Below are 17,812 nucleotides of genomic sequence, written 5' to 3' on the forward strand. Positions count from 1 at the left end.
CCCCGCTCTGGGCGCCGGACGCACCGCTCCCGCCCCGGGCGCTGGACACACCGCCCCCGCTCAGGGCGTCGGACACACCGCTCCCGCCCCGGGCGCTGGACACACCGCCCCCGCTCAGGGCGCCGGACGCACCGCTCCCGCCCCGGGCGCTGGACACACCGCCCCCGCTCAGGGCGCCGGACGCACCGCTCCCGCCTCGGGCGCCGGACGCACCGTTCCCGCTCCGGGCGCTGGACGCACCGCCCCCGCTCCGGGCGCCGGACGCACCGCTCCCGCTCCGCCGCGGCCGGCGGCCGCCCCGCCCATAGCGCCCGTGGGCCGTCCCACCCCCGCCGCCCCCGGTGTGCCTCTGCAGCAGCCCATGGCCGTTCCGCGTACCGCGCCCACCGCCGGTGGCGGCCACCGACCGCCGGGCGCCGTCCCCTCCCCGCGCCCCGTGGGCCCCGCTCCCTCCTCCGATCTGCCCGCGGTCGAGACGACCACCCGCCTCCGGCCCATCCGCGCCACCGAGCCCCCGCGCCCCGTGCCTCCCCGGTCCGCGTCCGCGCACCCCGTGCCTCCCCGGCCCGAGCCCCTGCGCTCGGAGCCCCCGCGCTCCGCGCCTCCGCGCCACCACCACGCCGCGTACCGCCCCTTCACCGTGCCGCCCGAGACGCCCGTCGAGACCACCACCCGGCTGCGGCCCATCCGTGAGCGGCGGACCGGGCCGGTCGTCGCCGCCGGGGTCTGTCTCGTCCTCGGGGTCGGGCTCGTCGGCGGGGCCGTCGCCGGGGCCGTGCTCGCCGCCACCGACGCCGGAGCAGCCGCCGAGCCCGCGGGGTACGAGCGGGCCAAGGGCCTGTGGCACGACGTCCCCGTCGACACCCTCTTCCCCCGTACCCTCGCCGGCCCCGGCGCCGGCCCCGGTGCCGCCGACCGCACCTGGACCCGGGTCGTCGTCGCGGCCGACGCGCCCTGCTCGGCCGCCGTCCTGCAGAAGAGCCTGCTCACGGCCGTGCAGGCGGTCGGCTGCGACCGCGTCCTGCGGGCCACCTACACTGACGCCACCGCCAGCAGCGTCGTCACCGTCGGACTCGTCTTCACCCAGGCCGAGCCCGAAGCCACCCGCTCCCTCGCTGACGAGGGAGCCGCGCGGATCGCCGCCGACGTCCCCCCGGCGCTCGCCGCCCCCGGTACCGTCGCCGCCCGCTTCGGCGCCGCGCAGCGCGCCAGCTGGTTCACGCGCCCCCTCTCCGACCTACCCGTCGTCGTCACCGCCGTCTCCGGCTTCGCCGACGGCCGCCCCGTCGCCGCCCCCGAGCCCGCCGAACGGGCCATGGCCGCCGGACAGAGCAGTGCCCCCGCCCAGGCCGGCCTCGGCCACGAGGCCAAGGGCGTCGCCGACCGCGTCGAACGCGGACTGCGCGCCGCCCTCGCCGCGGCAGCGAAGAAGGACGACGACCAGTGAACCGTCGCCGTACCCTCGCGGCCGTCCTCGCCACCGCCTTCGCCGTCCTCCCCGCCACCACCACCCCCGCGTACGCCGACACCATCCGCGCACGCCAATGGGGCCTCGAAGCCATGCACACCACCGAGGCGTGGCGGACCACCAAGGGCGAGGGCATCACCGTCGCCGTCCTCGACACCGGCGTCGACGCCGACCACCCCGACCTCGCCGGCTCGGTCCTCGCCGGCAAGGACCTCGTCGGCTTCGGCGCCGAGCGGGGCGAGAGCACCTGGGCCGTTCACGGCACCGCCATGGCCGGCATCATCGCCGGACACGGCCACGGCCCCGGCCGTCAGGACGGCGTCCTCGGCATCGCCCCGAAGGTCGAGATCCTGCCCGTCCGGGTCATCCTCGAAGGCACCGACAAGGCCCGCGACAAGGCGCGCAAGACCCGGGGCACCGCACTCGCCGAAGGCATCCGCTGGGCCACCGACCACGGCGCCGACGTCATCAACCTCTCCCTCGGCGACGACTCCAAGTCCGCCCACGCCGACGCCGGCGAGGACGCGGCCGTCCAGTACGCCCTCTCCAAGGGCGTCTCCGTGGTCGCCTCGGCCGGCAACGGGGGCGAGAAGGGCGACCACATCTCGTACCCCGCCGCCTACCCCGGCGTCATCGCCGTCACCGCCGTCGACCGCTTCGGCACCCGCGCGTCCTTCTCCACCCGCCGGTGGTACGCCACCGTCAGCGCCCCCGGCGTCGACATCGTCATGGCCAACCCCGACCGCCGCTACTACGAGGGCTGGGGCACCAGCGCCGCCGCCGCCTTCGTCTCCGGCGCCGTCGCGCTGGTCCGCGCAGCCCACCCGGAGCTGACCCCCGCCCAGGTCAAGCAGCTCCTCATCGACACCGCCCGCAACCGGCCCAAGGACGGCCGCAGCGACTCCAAGGGGTACGGCACCGTAGACCCGGCAGCCGCGATCGAGGCCGGTCTCGAGCTCAAGGGCGGCGACCCCAAGAGCACCACCTCCGGCTACGCCGGCCGGTACTTCGGCCCCGGACCGCAGGCCGCCCCCGACGACGGCAGGCCGATCGGCCTGCTCGCCCCCACCGCCGGCGGCCTCGGCGCGCTGCTGCTCGCCGCCGCGGTCGTCCTCTGGCGCGGAAGCCGCGCTACAGGACCGCGCCCACCGCGCTGACCGCCGCACGGGCCGCGTCCTCCACGAGCCCGATCCCGGCCTCCTTGGTGGCGTGCCCGTCGGACACCACCGCCACCAGGTAGACCCGCCCGCCGGCCGTCACCCGCCCCACGCTGTTGATGTCCCACCTGCCGGTCGTGTCCCGCGGCAGCCACCCGTTCTTCAGCGCCGGCCCGTCGCCTGCCGCGGACACTCCCCAGTCCTGCCCGGCGACCACGGACTCCATCAGCTCCGTGGCATACGCGCGGGAGTCCGCGTCCAGCGGCGAATCCGTTCCGAACACGGCAGCCAGCAGGGTCAGTCGGTCGGCCGCCGTGGTCTGGGTCAGCCCCCATGCCGCGGCCCCGGTCGTCTCCGAGAGCCCGAGCCGCGCGTTCGCCGCGTCGAGCCCCTCGGCCCCGCCGATGGTCTGCCAGAGAGTCGTCGCCGACGTGTTGTCACTGCGCCCGATCATCGCGGCGGCGGCCGTCCGCTCCGCCGCGGTCGGCTCCCGTCCCTCGTCCTGCGCGCGAAGCAGCAGGGCCGCGAGGATGTCGAGCTTCACGACACTGGCGGTGTCGTACGTCCGTCCCGCACCGCCGTACGAGGCCGAGCGCCCGGTCGCGAGGTCGAGCACCCCGACCGACAAGGACGCGTCGCTCCCGGCGACCACGGGGCCGACGGCCTCCATGAGGACGGCGTCGAGATCCACTTCCACGGTCACGGTGGCCGTCTCCTCCATGGTGGGCCGCGAGGCGGTCGGAACGGGATCGGGCGGGCGCACGGCGGGCGCGCACAGGGCGGCCGCCGCGAGCACGACGGCCGGCAGGGCGAGGCGTGGACGGGGCATGGGCGGGACGCTAGGAACGCCGCCTGGGTGTGGCCTGTGCGCGAGCCGTCGACCCGCTGGGAAAGCGGCCCGGGAGCGGCGGTTAGGCTCGGTACGTGGCGCTCAAGAACATCCCTGACCCCGGTTTCTCCGACGACGACGGTACCGCCGACCCGCGGCTCGCCGCGGCCCTCGCGGCCTGGGCGGAGGACAGAACCGCCCACGGCCCCGTCCTGGCGGCACTGCGGGACGCGCGCCTGCTCGTCCCCATCGTGGCCGTCCTCGGCGAGGTCGAGGAAGACCCCGAGACGGGTCTTCGCCGCGAGAAGACCAGCGACATGGCCGTGCCCACGCTCACCGCGGGCGACCGGCGGGCGCTGCCCGCGTTCACCTCGATCGCCTCGCTCGCTCTGTGGGACCCGGCCGCCCGGCCCGTCGCCGTCCCCCTGCACCAGGCGCTGCAGGCCGCCGCGCACGAGAAGGCCGACACCGTCGTCCTCGACCTGGCGGGACCCGTCCCGTACCAGCTGAGCGGCCCGGTGCTGCTGGCCCTCGCGGAGGGCCGCACCAGCGCGGACCCGTTGGGCGATCCGGCGGTACGGGAGGCGGTACGGAACGCGGTCGCCGCCGAGCCCGCGGTCCTGCGCGCCCATCTCGGCCCCGGCAGCGCGGACGGCACCCTCGCGCTCGTCCTGGCCGACGATGCCGCCCCCGCGGAGGCCGCGCAGCGGGTGGCCCGTTCCCTGGCCGCCGACGAAACACTGAGGGCCCGCCTGGTACGCGGCCTCGACCTGGCACTCCTGCCGGCCACGGCCACGCCTCCGGGCGAGCCCTTCTACGTAAAGAACTGATCGGGTCCTGGGGCGACCCCCGCACCCCCGCGGGCCGGTCGTCCCGGTGTCACGGTCTCGACGACCTAGCCGTACACCGGCCCCGTGTACTTCTCGCCCGGTCCCTGGCCCGGCTCGTCCGGGATGAGGGAGGCCTCGCGGAAGGCCAGCTGCAGGGACTTCAGGCCGTCCCGCAGCGGCGCCGCGTGGAAGGAGCTGATCTCCGTCGCGCCGGCGTCGAGGAGGCCCGCCAGGGCGTGGACCAGCTTCCGCGCCTCGTCGAGGTCCTTGTGCTTCTCGCCGTCCTCGGTGAGGCCCAGCTTCACCGCGGCGGCGCTCATCAGGTTCACCGCGACGGTCACGATGACCTCGACCGCGGGGACCTCCGCGATGTCACGGGTCATGTCGTCGAAGTCGGGGGACTCGGGGGAGTGGGGCGTCTCGCTCATGCCCACACGATAAGCCGGGCGGCCCTTCCTCCCTCCCGTCGGCCTCGGTTAGCGAACCCGGGCAGTCGGTGCTAACCTTGTGTAACGACCGGCCGGACACCTGTGTGCCCGGCCCACAAGTGGAGGCTCCGATCTCCCACCTGGCCGCCCTCGCGGGCGGCGGGTCACCGGTCAGGTGGCGCCCATCGTTCCGTACGGACGATGGAGCCACCCGATGTGCGCCCCGCGGTTCACCGCGGCGGTGCTCCGGTATTTCCGTGGAGCCCCGCCTGTGTCCCGTCCGGGGCATTTTTCATATCCCGGCGCGGTTGGTCTCACTGAAACAGACATACGCGTCCGTCCGCCAGGCGGTCGCGTGGTGCTACCGAGGAGGATCCATCAGCGCCGAGCCCCGCATCAACGACCGGATTCGCGTTCCCGAGGTGCGACTTGTCGGTCCCAGCGGCGAGCAGGTCGGGATTGTTCCGCTTGCCAAGGCCCTGGAGCTCGCACAGGAGTACGACCTCGACCTGGTCGAGGTCGCGGCGAACGCCCGTCCGCCCGTGTGCAAGCTCATGGACTACGGGAAGTTCAAGTACGAGTCGGCCATGAAGGCCCGTGAGGCGCGCAAGAACCAGGCGCACACGGTCATCAAGGAGATGAAGCTCCGGCCGAAGATCGACCCGCACGACTACGACACCAAGAAGGGTCACGTCGTCCGGTTCCTCAAGCAGGGCGACAAGGTCAAGATCACGATCATGTTCCGTGGTCGTGAGCAGTCCCGCCCCGAGCTTGGTTTCCGGCTGCTGCAGCGGCTGGCTTCGGACGTCGAGGAGCTTGGCTTCATCGAGTCCAACCCGAAGCAGGACGGCCGGAACATGATCATGGTTCTTGGCCCGCACAAGAAGAAGACCGAGGCCATGGCCGAGGCGCGTGAGGCCCAGGCCGCGCGCAAGGCGGAGCGTCAGGGCGTCTCGTCCGACGAGACCGCCGAGGCTCCGGCCGAGGAGGCTTCGGCCGAGGCTTCCGCCGAGGCTCCGGCCGAGAACCCCGAGGCGTGACCCGAGGGGCTGTCACCCAGACAGCCCCGGGCCTCGCCCGGAACCACCAAACGAAGAACTGACGCTCCCGTATGTCCGGTGTTCGCACCGGGAGGGAGCGCCACTGACGAGGAGAGAACGGCGCGATGCCGAAGAACAAGACGCACTCCGGTGCCAAGAAGCGCTTCAAGATCACCGGCTCCGGCAAGGTGCTGCGCGAGCGCGCCGGCAAGCGCCACCTGCTCGAGCACAAGTCGTCCAAGCTGACGCGTCGCCTCACCGGCAACGCCGAGATGGCCCCGGGCGACGCGGCCAAGATCAAGAAGATGCTGGGCATCTGAGCTTGATCTCCCGCCCTCGGCGACGAGGGCATCCGGCCAAGTCCGGGACCCATCCGTTTTCCGGGTCGTGTGAGTACCACCGCGACCCCGCTACAAGGAGTTAAGAAGTGGCACGCGTCAAGCGGGCAGTCAACGCCCACAAGAAGCGCCGGGCGATCCTCGAGGCGGCCTCCGGCTACCGCGGTCAGCGTTCGCGCCTGTACCGCAAGGCCAAGGAGCAGGTCACCCACTCCCTGGTCTACAACTACAACGACCGCAAGAAGCGCAAGGGCGACTTCCGTCAGCTGTGGATCCAGCGCATCAACGCCGCTGCCCGCCAGAACGGCATGACGTACAACCGCCTCATCCAGGGTCTGAAGGCCGCCAACATCGAGGTGGACCGCAAGATCCTCGCCGAGCTGGCCGTCAACGACTCCAACGCGTTCGCCGCGCTGGTCGAGGTCGCGCAGAAGGCCCTTCCGGCCGACGTCAACGCCCCGAAGGCCGCTGCCTGATCTCCAGGCCGCAGATCTTCTGCACCGGACCCGCAGGCCTTCGGGCCTGCGGGTCCGGTCGTGTTCGGAGCACACCAGCCCCTTCACCCGCCCGGACCCCCGAAAAGAGCCACCGACCCCATGGGTACCCCCGAGCTGATCTCCCCGCGTTCCCCGCGCGTCGTCGCCGCCAGGCGGCTCGCCAAGCGCAACTTCCGGGGCAAGGACCGCCTCTTCATCGCCGAGGGCCCGCAGGCCGTCCGCGAGGCCGTCGAGCACCGCAGCGGCACGGGTGAGCCCACCCTCGTCGAGCTCTTCACCACCGTCGAGGCCGCCGAGCGGTACGCCACGATCGTCGACGCCGCCCGCGCGGCCGGGGCCCGGGTCCACTTCGCCCCCGACGCCGTCCTCGCCGAGGTCTCCCAGACCGTCACCCCGCAGGGCCTCGTCGGTGTCTGCCGCTTCCTCGACTCGCCCTTCGAGGAGATCCTCGCCGCCAAGCCCAAGCTGGTCGCCGTCCTCGCGCACGTACGCGACCCGGGGAACGCCGGCACCGTGCTGCGCTGCGCCGACGCGGCCGGCGCCGACGCCGTCGTCCTCACCGACGCCTCCGTCGACCTGTACAACCCCAAGTCCGTCCGCGCCTCCGTCGGTTCCCTCTTCCATCTCCCGGTCGTCGTCGGCGTCCCGGTCGAGCAGGCCGTCGCCGGCCTGAAGAGCGCGGGCGTACGGATCCTCGCCGCCGACGGGGCCGGGGAGGACGACCTCGACGACGAGCTGGACGCCGGCACCATGGGCGGGCCCACCGCCTGGGTCTTCGGCAACGAGGCATGGGGGCTCCCGGAGGAGACCCGCGCGCTCGCCGACGCGGTGGTGCGCGTACCGATCCACGGCAAGGCCGAGAGCCTCAACCTCGCGACGGCCGCCGCCGTGTGCCTGTACGCCTCCGCGCGTGCCCAGCGCCCCCGAACCTCCGCCTGAGGGGGTCCACTCGGCCACGTCCACCTAGTAGGGTGACGGGCTCGGGGGCCCACTGCGCTACACGGAGGGGTGGGGAACGGGGATGACGGTCGGCACGGACAGTCCCACACACGCACGGAGTGCCGAGCCGCCTGCCCCGGAGGACCCGGACGGGTCCTCCGGAACGGCACCCGACAGCCCCGGCATCGACCCCGACGACCTGCCCGACGGCCTCGTCATCGCCGACGCCACGGGCCGGGTCGTCTGCTTCAACGCTGCCGCCAGCCGCATCACCTCCGTACCCGGCGCTCAGGCCCTCGGCCTCCCCCTGGAGCAGGCGCTGCCCCTCGAGGACCTCAAGGGCCGCCGCTGGTGGAGCCTGACCGACCCGTACGGCGGGCTCGCCACCCGCCGCGGCCAGCCCGAGCGCAATCTGCTGCTGCCCGGCGGCCGCGAGGTCCTGGTCTCAGCCCGCTACATCCGCGAGCACCCCACCGGACCCGTCCGCCGCGTCGTCGTCTCGCTGCGCGGCACCGAGGCCCGGCGCCGTACGGAACGCAGCCACGCCGAGCTCATCGCCACCGTCGCCCACGAGCTGCGCTCCCCCCTGACCTCCGTCAAGGGCTTCACGGCGACCCTGCTCGCCAAGTGGGAGCGGTTCACCGACGACCAGAAGCGGCTGATGCTGGAGACCGTCGACGCCGACGCCAACCGGGTCACCCGGCTCATCGCCGAGCTCCTCGACATCTCCCGGATCGACTCCGGACGGCTCGAGGTGCGCCGCCAGCCCGTCGACATCGCCGCCGCCGTCGGCCGTCACATCCAGGCCCACACCACCGGCGGCCAGTCCCCGGACCGCTTCTTCGTACGGGTCCAGCCGCAGCTGCCCGATCTGTGGGCCGACCCCGACAAGGTCGACCAGGTCCTCGGCAACCTGCTGGAAAATGCGGTGCGCCACGGCGAGGGAACCGTCACCATCGAGGTGGCACCCACCTGCGCCACCACCGACGGAGAGAAGGGAACGGCGGTCACCGTGAGCGACGAAGGCCCCGGCATCCCCGAGGAGTCGATGGGCCGTGTCTTCACCCGTTTCTGGCGGGGGAGCAAGCGCGGTGGCACCGGACTCGGCCTCTACATCGTCAAGGGCATCGTCGAGGCCCACGGCGGCACGATCACCGTCGGCCGCGGTCCCCGCGGCGGCGCCGAGTTCCGATTTATCCTGCCCGTCGGCGCCCCGGCCTATCTCGCCTGACGAGATCACCAGCCGCCCCGGCCGCCCACGGGCTCATTCGCGTCCTCGCACCCCGTTAGACTCGACCTTTGGCACGTTTGCGCCCTTGTCGTCGAGCGGGGCCGCCCAGCCAGCCAAACGGAAGCACGGGAAGAGATGTCCGCACCCAATAAGTCGTACGACCCGGTCGAGGTCGAGGCCTTGAAACCGGAAGAGATCGAGCGCATGCGGGACGAGGCGCTCGCCGCCTTCGCCGCCGCGGGTGACCTCGACGCGCTCGCGCACGCGAAGGTCGCGCACACCGGTGGCACCTCGCCGCTCGCGCTGGCCAACCGCGAGATCGGCGCGCTGCCGCCGCAGGCCAAGGCCGCCGCAGGCAAGCTCGTGGGCCAGGCCCGCGGCGCCGTCTCCAAGGCCCTCGCCGCCCGCCAGGTCGAGCTCGAGGCCGAGCGCGACGCCCGCGTCCTGGTCGAGGAGGCGGTGGACGTCACCCTGCCGTACGACCGCGTACCGGCCGGCGCCCGCCACCCGCTGACCACGCTCATGGAGCGGGTCGCCGACGTCTTCGTCTCCATGGGGTACGAGGTCGCCGAGGGTCCCGAGGTCGAGGCGGAGTGGTTCAACTTCGACGCCCTCAACTTCGTCCCGGACCACCCGGCGCGCCAGATGCAGGACACCTTCTTCGTCCAGGGCCCCGAGGGCACCACCGGCGACGAGTCCGGTGTCGTGCTCCGGACGCACACCTCCCCGGTGCAGGCCCGCACGCTCATCGACCGGGAGCCCCCGGTCTACGTGGTGTGCCCCGGCCGCGTCTACCGGACCGACGAGCTCGACGCCACGCACACCCCGGTCTTCCACCAGATCGAGCTGCTCGCCGTCGACGAGGGCCTGACCATGGCGGACCTCAAGGGCACGCTGGACCACATGGTCCAGGCGCTCTTCGGGCCCGACATGAAGACCCGGCTCCGCCCGAACTTCTTCCCGTTCACCGAGCCGTCCGCCGAGATGGACATGCTCTGCTACGTCTGCCGCGGCGAGTCCGTCGGCAACCCGGACCGCCCCTGCCGCACCTGCGGCAGCGAGGGCTGGATCGAGCTCGGTGGCTGCGGCATGGTCAACCCCAAGGTGCTCGTCGCCTGCGGCGTCGACCCGGAGAAGTACAGCGGATTCGCCTTCGGGTTCGGCATCGAGCGGATGCTGATGTTCCGCCACAACGTCGAAGACATGCGAGACATGGTCGAGGGTGACGTCCGATTCACCCGGCCGTTCGGGATGGAGATCTGATGCGGGTCCCGCTTTCTTGGCTGCGGGAGTACGTCGACCTGCCGGCGACGGAGACCGGACGCGACGTCCAGGCCAAGCTCATTCCGGCAGGACTCGAGGTCGAGACCGTCGAGCAGCTCGGCGCCGGCCTGACCGGCCCGCTGGTCGTCGGCAAGGTCCTCACCATCGAGGAGCTGACGGAGTTCAAGAAGCCCATCCGCTTCTGCACCGTCGACGTCGGCCAGGCCAACGGCACCGGCGAGCCCCAGGAGATCATCTGCGGCGCCCGGAACTTCGCCGAGGGCGACAAGGTCGTCGTGGCGCTGCCCGGCGCCGTGCTCCCCGGTGACTTCCGGATCGCCGAGCGCAAGACGTACGGCCGGGTCTCCCGCGGCATGATCTGCTCCGGCGACGAGCTGGGCATGGGCGACGACGGCTCGCACGGCATCATCGTGCTGCCGCCCGAGCTCGAGATCGGTATCGACGCCACGAAGCTCCTGGAGCTGTACGACGAGGTCCTCGACATCGCCGTCACGCCCGACCGCGGCTACTGCCTCTCGATGCGCGGCATCGCCCGTGAGACCGCCATCGCGTACGGCCTGCCGCTGCGCGACCCGGCGCTCCTCGACGTGCCCGTGCCGAACTCGTACGGCTACCCGATCCAGGTCGCCGACCCGATCGGCTGCGACCGCTTCACGGCCCGTACGGTCGTCGGGGTCACCCCCGAGGCGCGCACCCCCATCTGGATGCAGCGCAGGCTCCAGAAGGCCGGCATGCGCACGGTCTCGCTCGCCGTGGACATCACCAACTACGTGATGCTCGAGCTCGGTCAGCCGCTCCACGCCTACGACCGCACCCGGCTCGACGGCCCCATCGGGGTCCGTCGTGCCGCCGCCGGAGAGACGATCACCACGCTCGACGGTGTCAAGCGCGTCCTCGACTCCGGGGACCTGCTGATCACCGACAACAGCGGCCCCATCGGTCTTGCCGGTGTGATGGGCGGCGCCCACACGGAGATCGCCGACCCGGTGATCGACCCCGAGACGGGCATCGTCATGGGCACCACCGAGGTCGTCATCGAGGCCGCGCACTTCGACGCGATCTCGATCGCCCGCACGGCCCGCCGTCACAAGCTGGCCTCCGAGGCGTCCAAGCGCTTCGAGCGCGGGGTCGACCCGCAGGCCGCGGCCGCCGCCGCGCAGCGCTGCGTCGACCTGCTCGTGCTGCTCGCGGGCGGCACGGCCGAGGCCGGTGTCACCGAGATCGTCGCCCCGTCCGCGCCCCGCACGGTCACCATGCCGGCGAACCACCCGGACAAGGTCGCGGGCGTCCACTACGGCCGCGAGACCGTCGTCCGCCGCCTCCAGGAGATCGGCTGCGACGTCTACGGGCAGGACGAGCTCGTCGTCACCGTCCCGTCGTGGCGTCCCGACCTGTTCGTGCCGAACGACCTGGCCGAAGAGGTCATCCGCCTGGAGGGCTACGAGAACCTGCCCTCGACGCTGCCCAAGCCGCCCGCCGGGCGTGGCCTCACCGAGCGCCAGCGCACCCACCGCCGGGTCGGCCGCGCGCTGGCCGGCGCCGGTTACGTGGAGGCGCTGAACTACCCGTTCATCGGGGCGCAGGTCTTCGACCAGCTCGGCCTGGACGCGGACGACGCCCGCCGCCGTGTGGTCACGCTCGTCAACCCGCTCTCCGACGAGGAGCCCGCGCTCCGTACGACGCTGCTGCCGGGCCTGCTCGGCGCGCTGCGCCGCAACGACGGACGCGGCAGCCACGACCTGGCGCTCTTCGAGACCGGTCTGGTCTTCCGCCCGGGCGACCAGCCGGGTGTCGCCGTGCGGCTGCCCGTCGACCGTCGCCCGACCGACGAGGAGATCGCCACCGTGACCGCCGCGCTGCCCGCGCAGCCGCGTCGCGTCGCCGTCGTTCTCGCCGGGGCGCGCGAGCAGGCCGGCTGGTGGGGCAAGGGCCGTCCGTCCGACTGGGCGGACGCGATCGAGGCGGCCCGCACCGTGGCCGCCGAGGCCGGTGTCGAGCTGATCATCAGCGCCGACCAGCACGCCCCGTGGCACCCGGGCCGCTGCGCCGCGTTCCACGTGGTCGTGGACGGCGAGCAGGTCCTCGTCGGCCACGCTGGCGAGCTGCACCCGCGCGTCGTGAAGGCGCTCGGCCTGCCGGACCGCACCTGCGCGATGGAGCTGGACCTGGACCTGGTGGAGAAGGCGAACGAGGGACCGCTGAAGGCCCCGAGCATCTCCTCCTTCCCGGTGGCCACCCAGGACGTCGCCCTGGTCGTCGACGCGGCGGTCCCCACCGCCACGGTCGAGGCCGCGCTGCGCGACGGCGCCGGTGAACTCCTCGAGTCCATCCGGCTGTTCGACGTGTACACGAGCGACCAGCTCGGCGAGGGCAAGAAGTCCCTGGCCTACGCGCTGAAGTTCCGTGCCACGGACCGCACCCTCACGGTCGACGAGGCCAGCGCCGCGCGCGACGCGGCCGTGGCCCTCGCGGCCGACCGCACGGGCGCGGTGCTGCGCGGCGCCTGAACGCGCTGACCCCAGGAGGGGGCCGGACCGGTGACCACCGGGCCGGCCCCCTTCGGCGTTCGCCCTCGATGCCCCTTGCGCGTTCCCCCGGGTCCCTCGGCCTGACAAGCCCGCGATCGCGAGGTGCAATGGGGGAGGAGGCGCCATGGACGTCGCTGCGGAACTCGAACAGGCCAGGGACGCCTTCGGTCGCCAGGCGTGGCGGGACGCCTACACCTGGTTGTCGCAGGCCGACCGGGAGGAGTCGCTCGGGCCCGACGACCTCGTGCGGCTGGCCACCGCCGCATACCTGGTCGGACACGACGCGGAGAGCGGCGCGGCGACCGAGCGGGCGCACCACGCGTACCTGCGTCTGGGCCTGCCGGCGCGAGCGGTGCGGTGCGCGTTCTGGATGGCGATGCCGCTCATCCTGAAGGGCGAGGTGGCCCGCGGCGGCGGGTGGCTCGCCCGGGGGCAGCGACTGATCGACGACGGGCGGCTCGACTGTGTGGAGCAGGGCTATGTGCTGTTCCCCTCCGGCGTGCGGCTCGTCTACGAGGGCGACGCCGAGGCGGCGCACGCCGTCTTCACCAAGGTCGTCGAGATCGGCGAACGCTTCGCGGACCCGGAACTGGTGGCCCTCGCCCGGCACGGCCAGGGCCGGGCGTTGATCGCCGGGGGAGAGATCGCCGCCGGTGTGACGCTCCTCGACGAGAGCATGGTCGCGGTCACCTCCGGCGAGCTGTCGCCGCTCGTGACCGGCATCGTCTACTGCAGCGTCATCGAGGCCTGCCAGGAGATGTTCGACCTGCGCCGCGCACAGGAGTGGACGGCGGCGCTGTCCGACTGGTGCGCCTCCCAGCCGGATCTCGTGCCGTACCGCGGCCAGTGCCTGGTCCACCGCTCCCAGGTGCTCCAGACCCGCGGCGCATGGCCCGACGCGCTGGACGAGGCGCGGCAGGCGTGCGACCGGCTCTCCGAGCTGCCGGGCCACCCGGCGCTCGGCATGGCCCTCTACCAGCAGGCCGAGCTGCACCGGGTACGCGGCGCGTTCACGAAGGCGGAGGAGGCCTACCGCCGGGCCGACCGATGCGGGCACCCGGCGCAGCCCGGGCTCGCCCTGCTGTGGCTGGCCCAGGGCCGGATCGACGCGGCCGTCGGGGCGATCAGGGGTGCGGCGGACGAGACGCCGGACCGGCTCGGCCGGGCGAAGGTACTGGCCGCGTACGTGGAGATCATGCTGGCCGCCGGCGACGTGGCCGCGGCCCGCGGCGCGGCGGACGAGCTGTCGCGGATCGCCGCCGACATCGGCGCCCCGCTGCTGTCCGCCGTCGCCGCGCATGCCCGTGGGGGCGTACTCCTGGCCGAGGGCGATGCCCCGGCCGCGCTCGACGCCCTGCTCGACGCGTGCCGGACCTGGGCGGAACTCGACGCTCCGTACGACCGGGCCCGGTCCCGCGTCCTGGTGGGCCGTGCACGGCAGCGGCTCGGCGACGCGGACACGGCCCGGCTGGAACTCGACGCGGCGCGTCAGGTGTTCCGGCAGCTCGGCGCGGCCCCCGACCTGGCCCGGCTCGACACGCCCACCCGCGACCGGCCCGCCGACGACACCGGGCTCAGTCCCCGCGAGATCGAGGTCCTGCGGCTCGTCGCCGCCGGCCGGACCAACCATGCGATAGCCGCCGAACTGGTCCTCAGCGAGAAGACGGTGGCCCGGCACCTGAGCAACATCTTCGGCAAGCTCGGCCTCTCCTCCCGATCCGCGGCCACGGCGTACGCCTACGAGCACGACCTGGTCGGCACGCGGCGCGGCGACCGGGACGTGGCAGATAGCGGGGCACGGAGGCCCGATAGCGCCGGTACTCCTCACCGAACGCGTCCGTGAGGGCTCGTTCCTCGCGCAGCACCTCGCCGTGCATGCACGCGGCGACGGGCAGGAACGACGCGAGCGCCCAGCCAGAGCCGCCGGTGACCGCCGCGCCGATGTGCAGCAGCGCCCAGCCCACGTACATGGGGTTCCTGCCGGCGGCGTACGGCCCCGTCACCACCAGGCGGTCCGGATCGGCGAGGTCGACCCGGCGGGCGGCCCGCACCGCACGGGCGATGTGGCACGCACCCGCGGCGATCAGCGGCACGCCCACGAGACGGTGCGCGGAACGCGGTCCCGGCAGCGCCCAGGGGTGTGAGCGCCCCAGCCACGCGGCGATTCCGAGGCCCACCAGATGAGCCTCGGGCACCGGCACATTGGACAGAATGACCCATCGCCGTCGAGCCGCGCGGTTGGGGCGTTCTCCCGAAGCCGTCATGCCTCCCACCTCCCTAGTGTCGAACACAAGGACCGACTGAGGAGGCCGACGATGAACCTCACCGACAGGGCTGAACACATCGAGACGGTCGTGATCGGCGCCGGTCAGGCGGGTCTCGCGACCGGATACCACCTCGCCGGGCGCGGCATGCCGTTCGTCGTCCTGGACGGCAACGACCGCATCGGCGACAACTGGCGGTGCCACTGGGACTCCCTGCGCCTCTTCAGTCCGGCGCGCGCCGCCTCGCTGCCCGGGATGCGCTTCCCCGCACCGCCGACGTCGTTCCCCACCAAGGACGAGATGGCCGACTTCCTGGAGACGTACGCCACCACCTTCGGGTTGCCCGTGCGCAACGGGCAGCGCGTGCGGCGGGTGGGCCGCGAGGACGGGCGGTACCTCGTGGAGACGGACACGACGGCCTATGCGTGCGACAACGTCGTCGTCGCCTCCGGCACATTCGGCCGGACCCCGTACATCCCCGCCTTCGCCGACGCTCTCGACCCGCGCATCACACAGCTGCACTCCAGTGCCTACAAGAACCCCGCTCAGCTACGGCCCGGCGGCGTACTCGTGGTGGGAGCCTCGCACTCCGGCGGGGACGTCGCCCACGAGGTGGGCTCGGCGGGCCACCCCACCGTGCTCAGCGGGCCGATCCACGGCGAGATCCCGTTCGACATCGAGGGCGGGCCGGCGCACGTGATCTTCCCGGTCCTGTGGTTCCTGGCACAGCACCTGCTGACACTCCGTACCCCCATCGGCCGCAAGATCCGTCCCGAGGTCAGGGCCCATGGCGGGCCGCTGATCAGGATCAAGCGGGCCGACCTCTCCCGCGCCGGCGTCGAGATGGTCCCTGAACGGACCGTCGGTGTGCGCGACGGGCTGCCGGTCCTCGACGGGGGCCGTGTGCTCGACGTCGCCAACGTCGTCTGGTGCACCGGCTTCCGGCAGGACTTCTCCTGGATCGACATCCCGGTCACGGACGACGACGGCTGGCCGCTCGAGGAACGCGGCGTGGTGCCCTCGTCGCCCGGGCTGTACTTCGTCGGCCTGGCCTTCCAGTACGCCTTCGCGTCGATGCTCATCGGTGGCGCCGGCAGGGACGCGGAGTACGTCGTCCGGCACCTCGCGGGAAACGCCGTGCACCACAGGCCGAAGGCGAAGGTCCTCGCGTAGGGGGTGCTTCGTGGACACGACGACGGACACGACGACGGACACGGCGGCACCCCGGCGCCGGGTGCGCGAGCACATGGCGCGGGCGCGGTGGCACCGGGCCGGGGGCCGCTACGCGGAGGCCGAGCGTTCGCTGCGGGCGGCCCTCCGGCTCGCGCGGGGCACGGCCGGTCCCGCCTCGGCCGAGGCGGCCGATGCGGCGTCCGCCCTGGGCATCCTGCTCGAAGCGCTGGGCCGACCCGCCGAGGCCGAAGAGACCCTGCGCCACGCGGTGCACCTCTACGAACGTGCCTACGGCCCCCACGACATGCGTCTCGCTCCGCCGCTGAACGCACTGGGCGCCGTCCTGCGCCTGCGCGGCGACCTGACCGGGGCGGAGCGGCTCTACCGACGGGTCGTGGACATCGTGCGCGGCACGACGACCTGAGGGCCGAGGGGGCGCACCCGTGCGGGACTGCGCCTTCTGTGCGGGTGGCGGACGGGTGGCGCGCCACGGCGCGCCGGGGGCGCTCACTCCTTCGGGTGAGATGTCCGGTCGCTGTTCCCCCGCCCCCCGTGCGGTCGGCAGAATCGACGCGGCCACAGGGGCGGGCCTGTGTGCCGCAGGGCCTTCGGGCGCTGCAGGGCCTCAGGAAGGGCCGTGCATGATCCGTACCAGGACGTTGCTCTCCCACGACTCCCGGCTGCGCCGGCTGGGACCACTCGCCCTTCCCACCCTCTGGGGTGCCGTGGCCGTGACCTGGAAGCTCGGCTGTCCACTGGCCCAGCAACCGGGCCTGCCCATGCGCATCGCGACCAGCGTGGTCTTCTTCACCGTCGGCACCGGGCTGATCCTCGGCATCCGCCGCGGACTCTCGCGCGAACTGGAGCGGATGCGGGCCATCGCCCATGCCACCCAGCGCGTGCTGCTGCGCCCTCCGGCGCCCCGGCTCGACGGTCTGTCCGTCGCCGCGGGCCAGCTCTCCGCCTCACGGGGCGCGACGGTCGGCGGGGATCTGTACGAGGCGGTCGCCACCCCCTACGGCGTACGGGTCGTCATCGGGGACGTCCGGGGCCATGGGCTCGCCGCCCTCGGCGCGGTGGTCGCCGTGCTCGGCAGCTTCCGCGAGGCCGCCCACGACGAGCCCGAACTCGGCGGCGTCCTGCGCCGACTCGACCGGGCACTCGGCAGACATCTGCGCGAGCGCGCCCGCGACGAGCACCCGGCGGCCTGTGCCGGACGTGAGCCGGAGCATCCCGCGGCCGAGGAGTTCGTCACCGTGCTGCTCCTGGAGATCCGTCCGGACGGGGAGGTGTACGCGCTCAACTGCGGGCACCCCGGCCCGTACCGCATCGGACACCGGGTGGAGCCCGTCCCCGTCGGCGACCCGCTCCCGCCGCTCGGCGCCTTCCCGTTGCCCGCCGATCTCTCCCCGTACCCCTGCACCCGGCTCCTGCCGGGCGAGGCGCTGTTCCTGCACACCGACGGTGCCGAGGACGCCCGCGACGGGGCCGGCCGCTTCTTCGCCCTCGAAGCGGTCCTGGCCGAGGCCGCCCGTGACGCGTCCGTCTCGCCCTCCGCGCTCGTCCACCGGGTGCACACCGCTCTCCTGCGGCACACCCGCGGCCGACTCGCCGACGACGTCGCCCTGTTGGTCGTCCGCAACGACCGGAGGCGGGTCCCGGCGCAGCCCGCCGAACCCGGGCTGCGCCGTACCCGACCTGCGCCCTCCCCTCACTAGTGAGCGATGGGACATGAGGCCGGCGCCACCCGCACTGCCACGGAGTGTCGGGCAGATCGGCAGGGCGGGTGGCGCGGAGGGGGCCGCC

Annotated in this window: 16 protein-coding genes and 1 pseudogene; 14 read left to right on the forward strand and 3 right to left on the reverse strand. The window is 73.3% G+C overall.

Annotated elements, in window-relative coordinates; all coding sequences use genetic code 11:
- Positions 1-313: 313 nt before the first annotated feature.
- On the forward strand, positions 314-1,447 hold the full coding sequence (locus ACFC0D_RS13920; RefSeq protein ID WP_376434520.1) for a hypothetical protein: 1,134 nt from the start codon (positions 314-316) through the stop codon (positions 1,445-1,447).
- Positions 1,444-2,625, forward strand: coding sequence for a type VII secretion-associated serine protease mycosin (gene mycP, locus ACFC0D_RS13925; protein ID WP_376434522.1), 1,182 nt, complete (start codon positions 1,444-1,446; stop codon positions 2,623-2,625). The genes ACFC0D_RS13920 and mycP overlap by 4 nt, the downstream gene beginning before the upstream one ends.
- Here the strand turns inward: mycP and ACFC0D_RS13930 are convergent.
- Complete coding sequence (locus ACFC0D_RS13930) at positions 2,600-3,454, reverse strand: serine hydrolase (RefSeq protein WP_376434524.1); 855 nt, start codon at positions 3,452-3,454, stop codon at positions 2,600-2,602. The genes mycP and ACFC0D_RS13930 overlap by 26 nt on opposite strands.
- 95 nt (positions 3,455-3,549) lie before the next feature.
- On the opposite strand from ACFC0D_RS13930, the gene ACFC0D_RS13935 reads away from it, so the two are divergent.
- Complete coding sequence (locus ACFC0D_RS13935; RefSeq protein WP_376434526.1) at positions 3,550-4,284, forward strand: SseB family protein; 735 nt, start codon at positions 3,550-3,552, stop codon at positions 4,282-4,284.
- 65 nt (positions 4,285-4,349) lie between these two features.
- Here ACFC0D_RS13935 and ACFC0D_RS13940 read toward each other — a convergent pair whose 3' ends face one another.
- The gene (locus ACFC0D_RS13940; protein ID WP_329122634.1) at positions 4,350-4,712 is read right to left on the reverse strand and encodes a DUF1844 domain-containing protein; all 363 of its coding nucleotides are present in this window, start codon (positions 4,710-4,712) and stop codon (positions 4,350-4,352) included.
- A 308-nt stretch (positions 4,713-5,020) separates the two neighbouring features.
- Between ACFC0D_RS13940 and infC the strand changes: the two genes are divergently transcribed.
- From infC to ACFC0D_RS13980, 8 genes are all read left to right on the forward strand, one after another.
- The gene (gene infC / locus ACFC0D_RS13945) at positions 5,021-5,752 is read left to right on the forward strand and encodes a translation initiation factor IF-3 (RefSeq protein WP_376434529.1); all 732 of its coding nucleotides are present in this window, start codon (positions 5,021-5,023) and stop codon (positions 5,750-5,752) included.
- A 125-nt stretch (positions 5,753-5,877) separates the two neighbouring features.
- Positions 5,878-6,072 carry a 50S ribosomal protein L35 gene (gene rpmI / locus ACFC0D_RS13950; RefSeq protein ID WP_019884943.1) on the forward strand — a complete coding sequence of 65 codons (195 nt, stop codon included), beginning with the start codon at positions 5,878-5,880 and terminating at the stop codon, positions 6,070-6,072.
- A 107-nt stretch (positions 6,073-6,179) separates the two neighbouring features.
- Positions 6,180-6,566 (forward strand): 50S ribosomal protein L20, encoded by a 387-nt coding sequence (gene rplT / locus ACFC0D_RS13955; protein ID WP_043227974.1) that lies wholly within the window; start codon positions 6,180-6,182, stop codon positions 6,564-6,566.
- A 120-nt stretch (positions 6,567-6,686) separates the two neighbouring features.
- On the forward strand, positions 6,687-7,526 hold the full coding sequence (locus ACFC0D_RS13960; protein WP_376434532.1) for a TrmH family RNA methyltransferase: 840 nt from the start codon (positions 6,687-6,689) through the stop codon (positions 7,524-7,526).
- Between the two features lie 82 nt (positions 7,527-7,608).
- Positions 7,609-8,757: an ATP-binding protein gene (locus ACFC0D_RS13965; protein ID WP_376434534.1), complete on the forward strand. Its 1,149-nt coding sequence runs from the start codon at positions 7,609-7,611 to the stop codon at positions 8,755-8,757.
- A 135-nt stretch (positions 8,758-8,892) separates the two neighbouring features.
- Positions 8,893-10,020, forward strand: a complete 1,128-nt coding sequence (pheS, locus tag ACFC0D_RS13970; RefSeq protein ID WP_376434536.1) for a phenylalanine--tRNA ligase subunit alpha — start codon at positions 8,893-8,895, stop codon at positions 10,018-10,020.
- Complete coding sequence (gene pheT, locus ACFC0D_RS13975; protein WP_376434538.1) at positions 10,020-12,548, forward strand: phenylalanine--tRNA ligase subunit beta; 2,529 nt, start codon at positions 10,020-10,022, stop codon at positions 12,546-12,548. Before pheS ends, pheT begins: the two co-directional genes overlap by 1 nt.
- A gap of 145 nt (positions 12,549-12,693) precedes the next feature.
- A complete protein-coding gene (locus ACFC0D_RS13980; RefSeq protein ID WP_376434540.1) occupies positions 12,694-14,412 on the forward strand; it encodes a LuxR C-terminal-related transcriptional regulator in 1,719 nt (572 codons plus the stop codon).
- 40 nt (positions 14,413-14,452) lie between these two features.
- Here the strand turns inward: ACFC0D_RS13980 and ACFC0D_RS13985 are convergent.
- Positions 14,453-14,833, reverse strand: a pseudogene (locus ACFC0D_RS13985) (methyltransferase family protein); the annotation flags it as partial.
- 51 nt (positions 14,834-14,884) lie between these two features.
- Here ACFC0D_RS13985 and ACFC0D_RS13990 point away from each other — a divergent pair.
- The 3 genes from ACFC0D_RS13990 to ACFC0D_RS14000 all read left to right on the forward strand — a co-directional run bounded on the left by ACFC0D_RS13990 (position 14,885) and on the right by ACFC0D_RS14000 (position 17,724).
- Positions 14,885-16,006, forward strand: coding sequence for a flavin-containing monooxygenase (locus ACFC0D_RS13990; protein ID WP_376434542.1), 1,122 nt, complete (start codon positions 14,885-14,887; stop codon positions 16,004-16,006).
- A gap of 10 nt (positions 16,007-16,016) precedes the next feature.
- Complete coding sequence (locus ACFC0D_RS13995; protein ID WP_376434544.1) at positions 16,017-16,430, forward strand: tetratricopeptide repeat protein; 414 nt, start codon at positions 16,017-16,019, stop codon at positions 16,428-16,430.
- A 217-nt stretch (positions 16,431-16,647) separates the two neighbouring features.
- Positions 16,648-17,724 (forward strand): PP2C family protein-serine/threonine phosphatase, encoded by a 1,077-nt coding sequence (locus tag ACFC0D_RS14000; protein WP_376434546.1) that lies wholly within the window; start codon positions 16,648-16,650, stop codon positions 17,722-17,724.
- The last annotated feature ends 88 nt before the right edge of the window (positions 17,725-17,812 follow it).

This window comes from Streptomyces sp. NPDC056222 (assembly GCF_042264065.1).
Classification (GTDB): Bacteria; Actinomycetota; Actinomycetes; order Streptomycetales; family Streptomycetaceae; genus Streptomyces.

What these genes read in the sequence shown, in the direction of transcription:
- ACFC0D_RS13930 (WP_376434524.1), bottom strand. Translation starts at nt 3,454, where the DNA reads ATGCCCCGTCCACGCCTCGCCCTGCCGGCCGTCGTGCTCGCGGCGGCC.
- ACFC0D_RS13940 (WP_329122634.1), bottom strand. Translation starts at nt 4,712, where the DNA reads ATGAGCGAGACGCCCCACTCCCCCGAGTCCCCCGACTTCGACGACATG.
- rpmI (WP_019884943.1), top strand. Translation starts at nt 5,878, where the DNA reads ATGCCGAAGAACAAGACGCACTCCGGTGCCAAGAAGCGCTTCAAGATC.
- ACFC0D_RS13960 (WP_376434532.1), top strand. Translation starts at nt 6,687, where the DNA reads ATGGGTACCCCCGAGCTGATCTCCCCGCGTTCCCCGCGCGTCGTCGCC.
- ACFC0D_RS13965 (WP_376434534.1), top strand. Translation starts at nt 7,609, where the DNA reads ATGACGGTCGGCACGGACAGTCCCACACACGCACGGAGTGCCGAGCCG.
- pheS (WP_376434536.1), top strand. Translation starts at nt 8,893, where the DNA reads ATGTCCGCACCCAATAAGTCGTACGACCCGGTCGAGGTCGAGGCCTTG.
- pheT (WP_376434538.1), top strand. Translation starts at nt 10,020, where the DNA reads ATGCGGGTCCCGCTTTCTTGGCTGCGGGAGTACGTCGACCTGCCGGCG.
- ACFC0D_RS13980 (WP_376434540.1), top strand. Translation starts at nt 12,694, where the DNA reads ATGGACGTCGCTGCGGAACTCGAACAGGCCAGGGACGCCTTCGGTCGC.
- ACFC0D_RS13990 (WP_376434542.1), top strand. Translation starts at nt 14,885, where the DNA reads ATGAACCTCACCGACAGGGCTGAACACATCGAGACGGTCGTGATCGGC.
- ACFC0D_RS14000 (WP_376434546.1), top strand. Translation starts at nt 16,648, where the DNA reads ATGATCCGTACCAGGACGTTGCTCTCCCACGACTCCCGGCTGCGCCGG.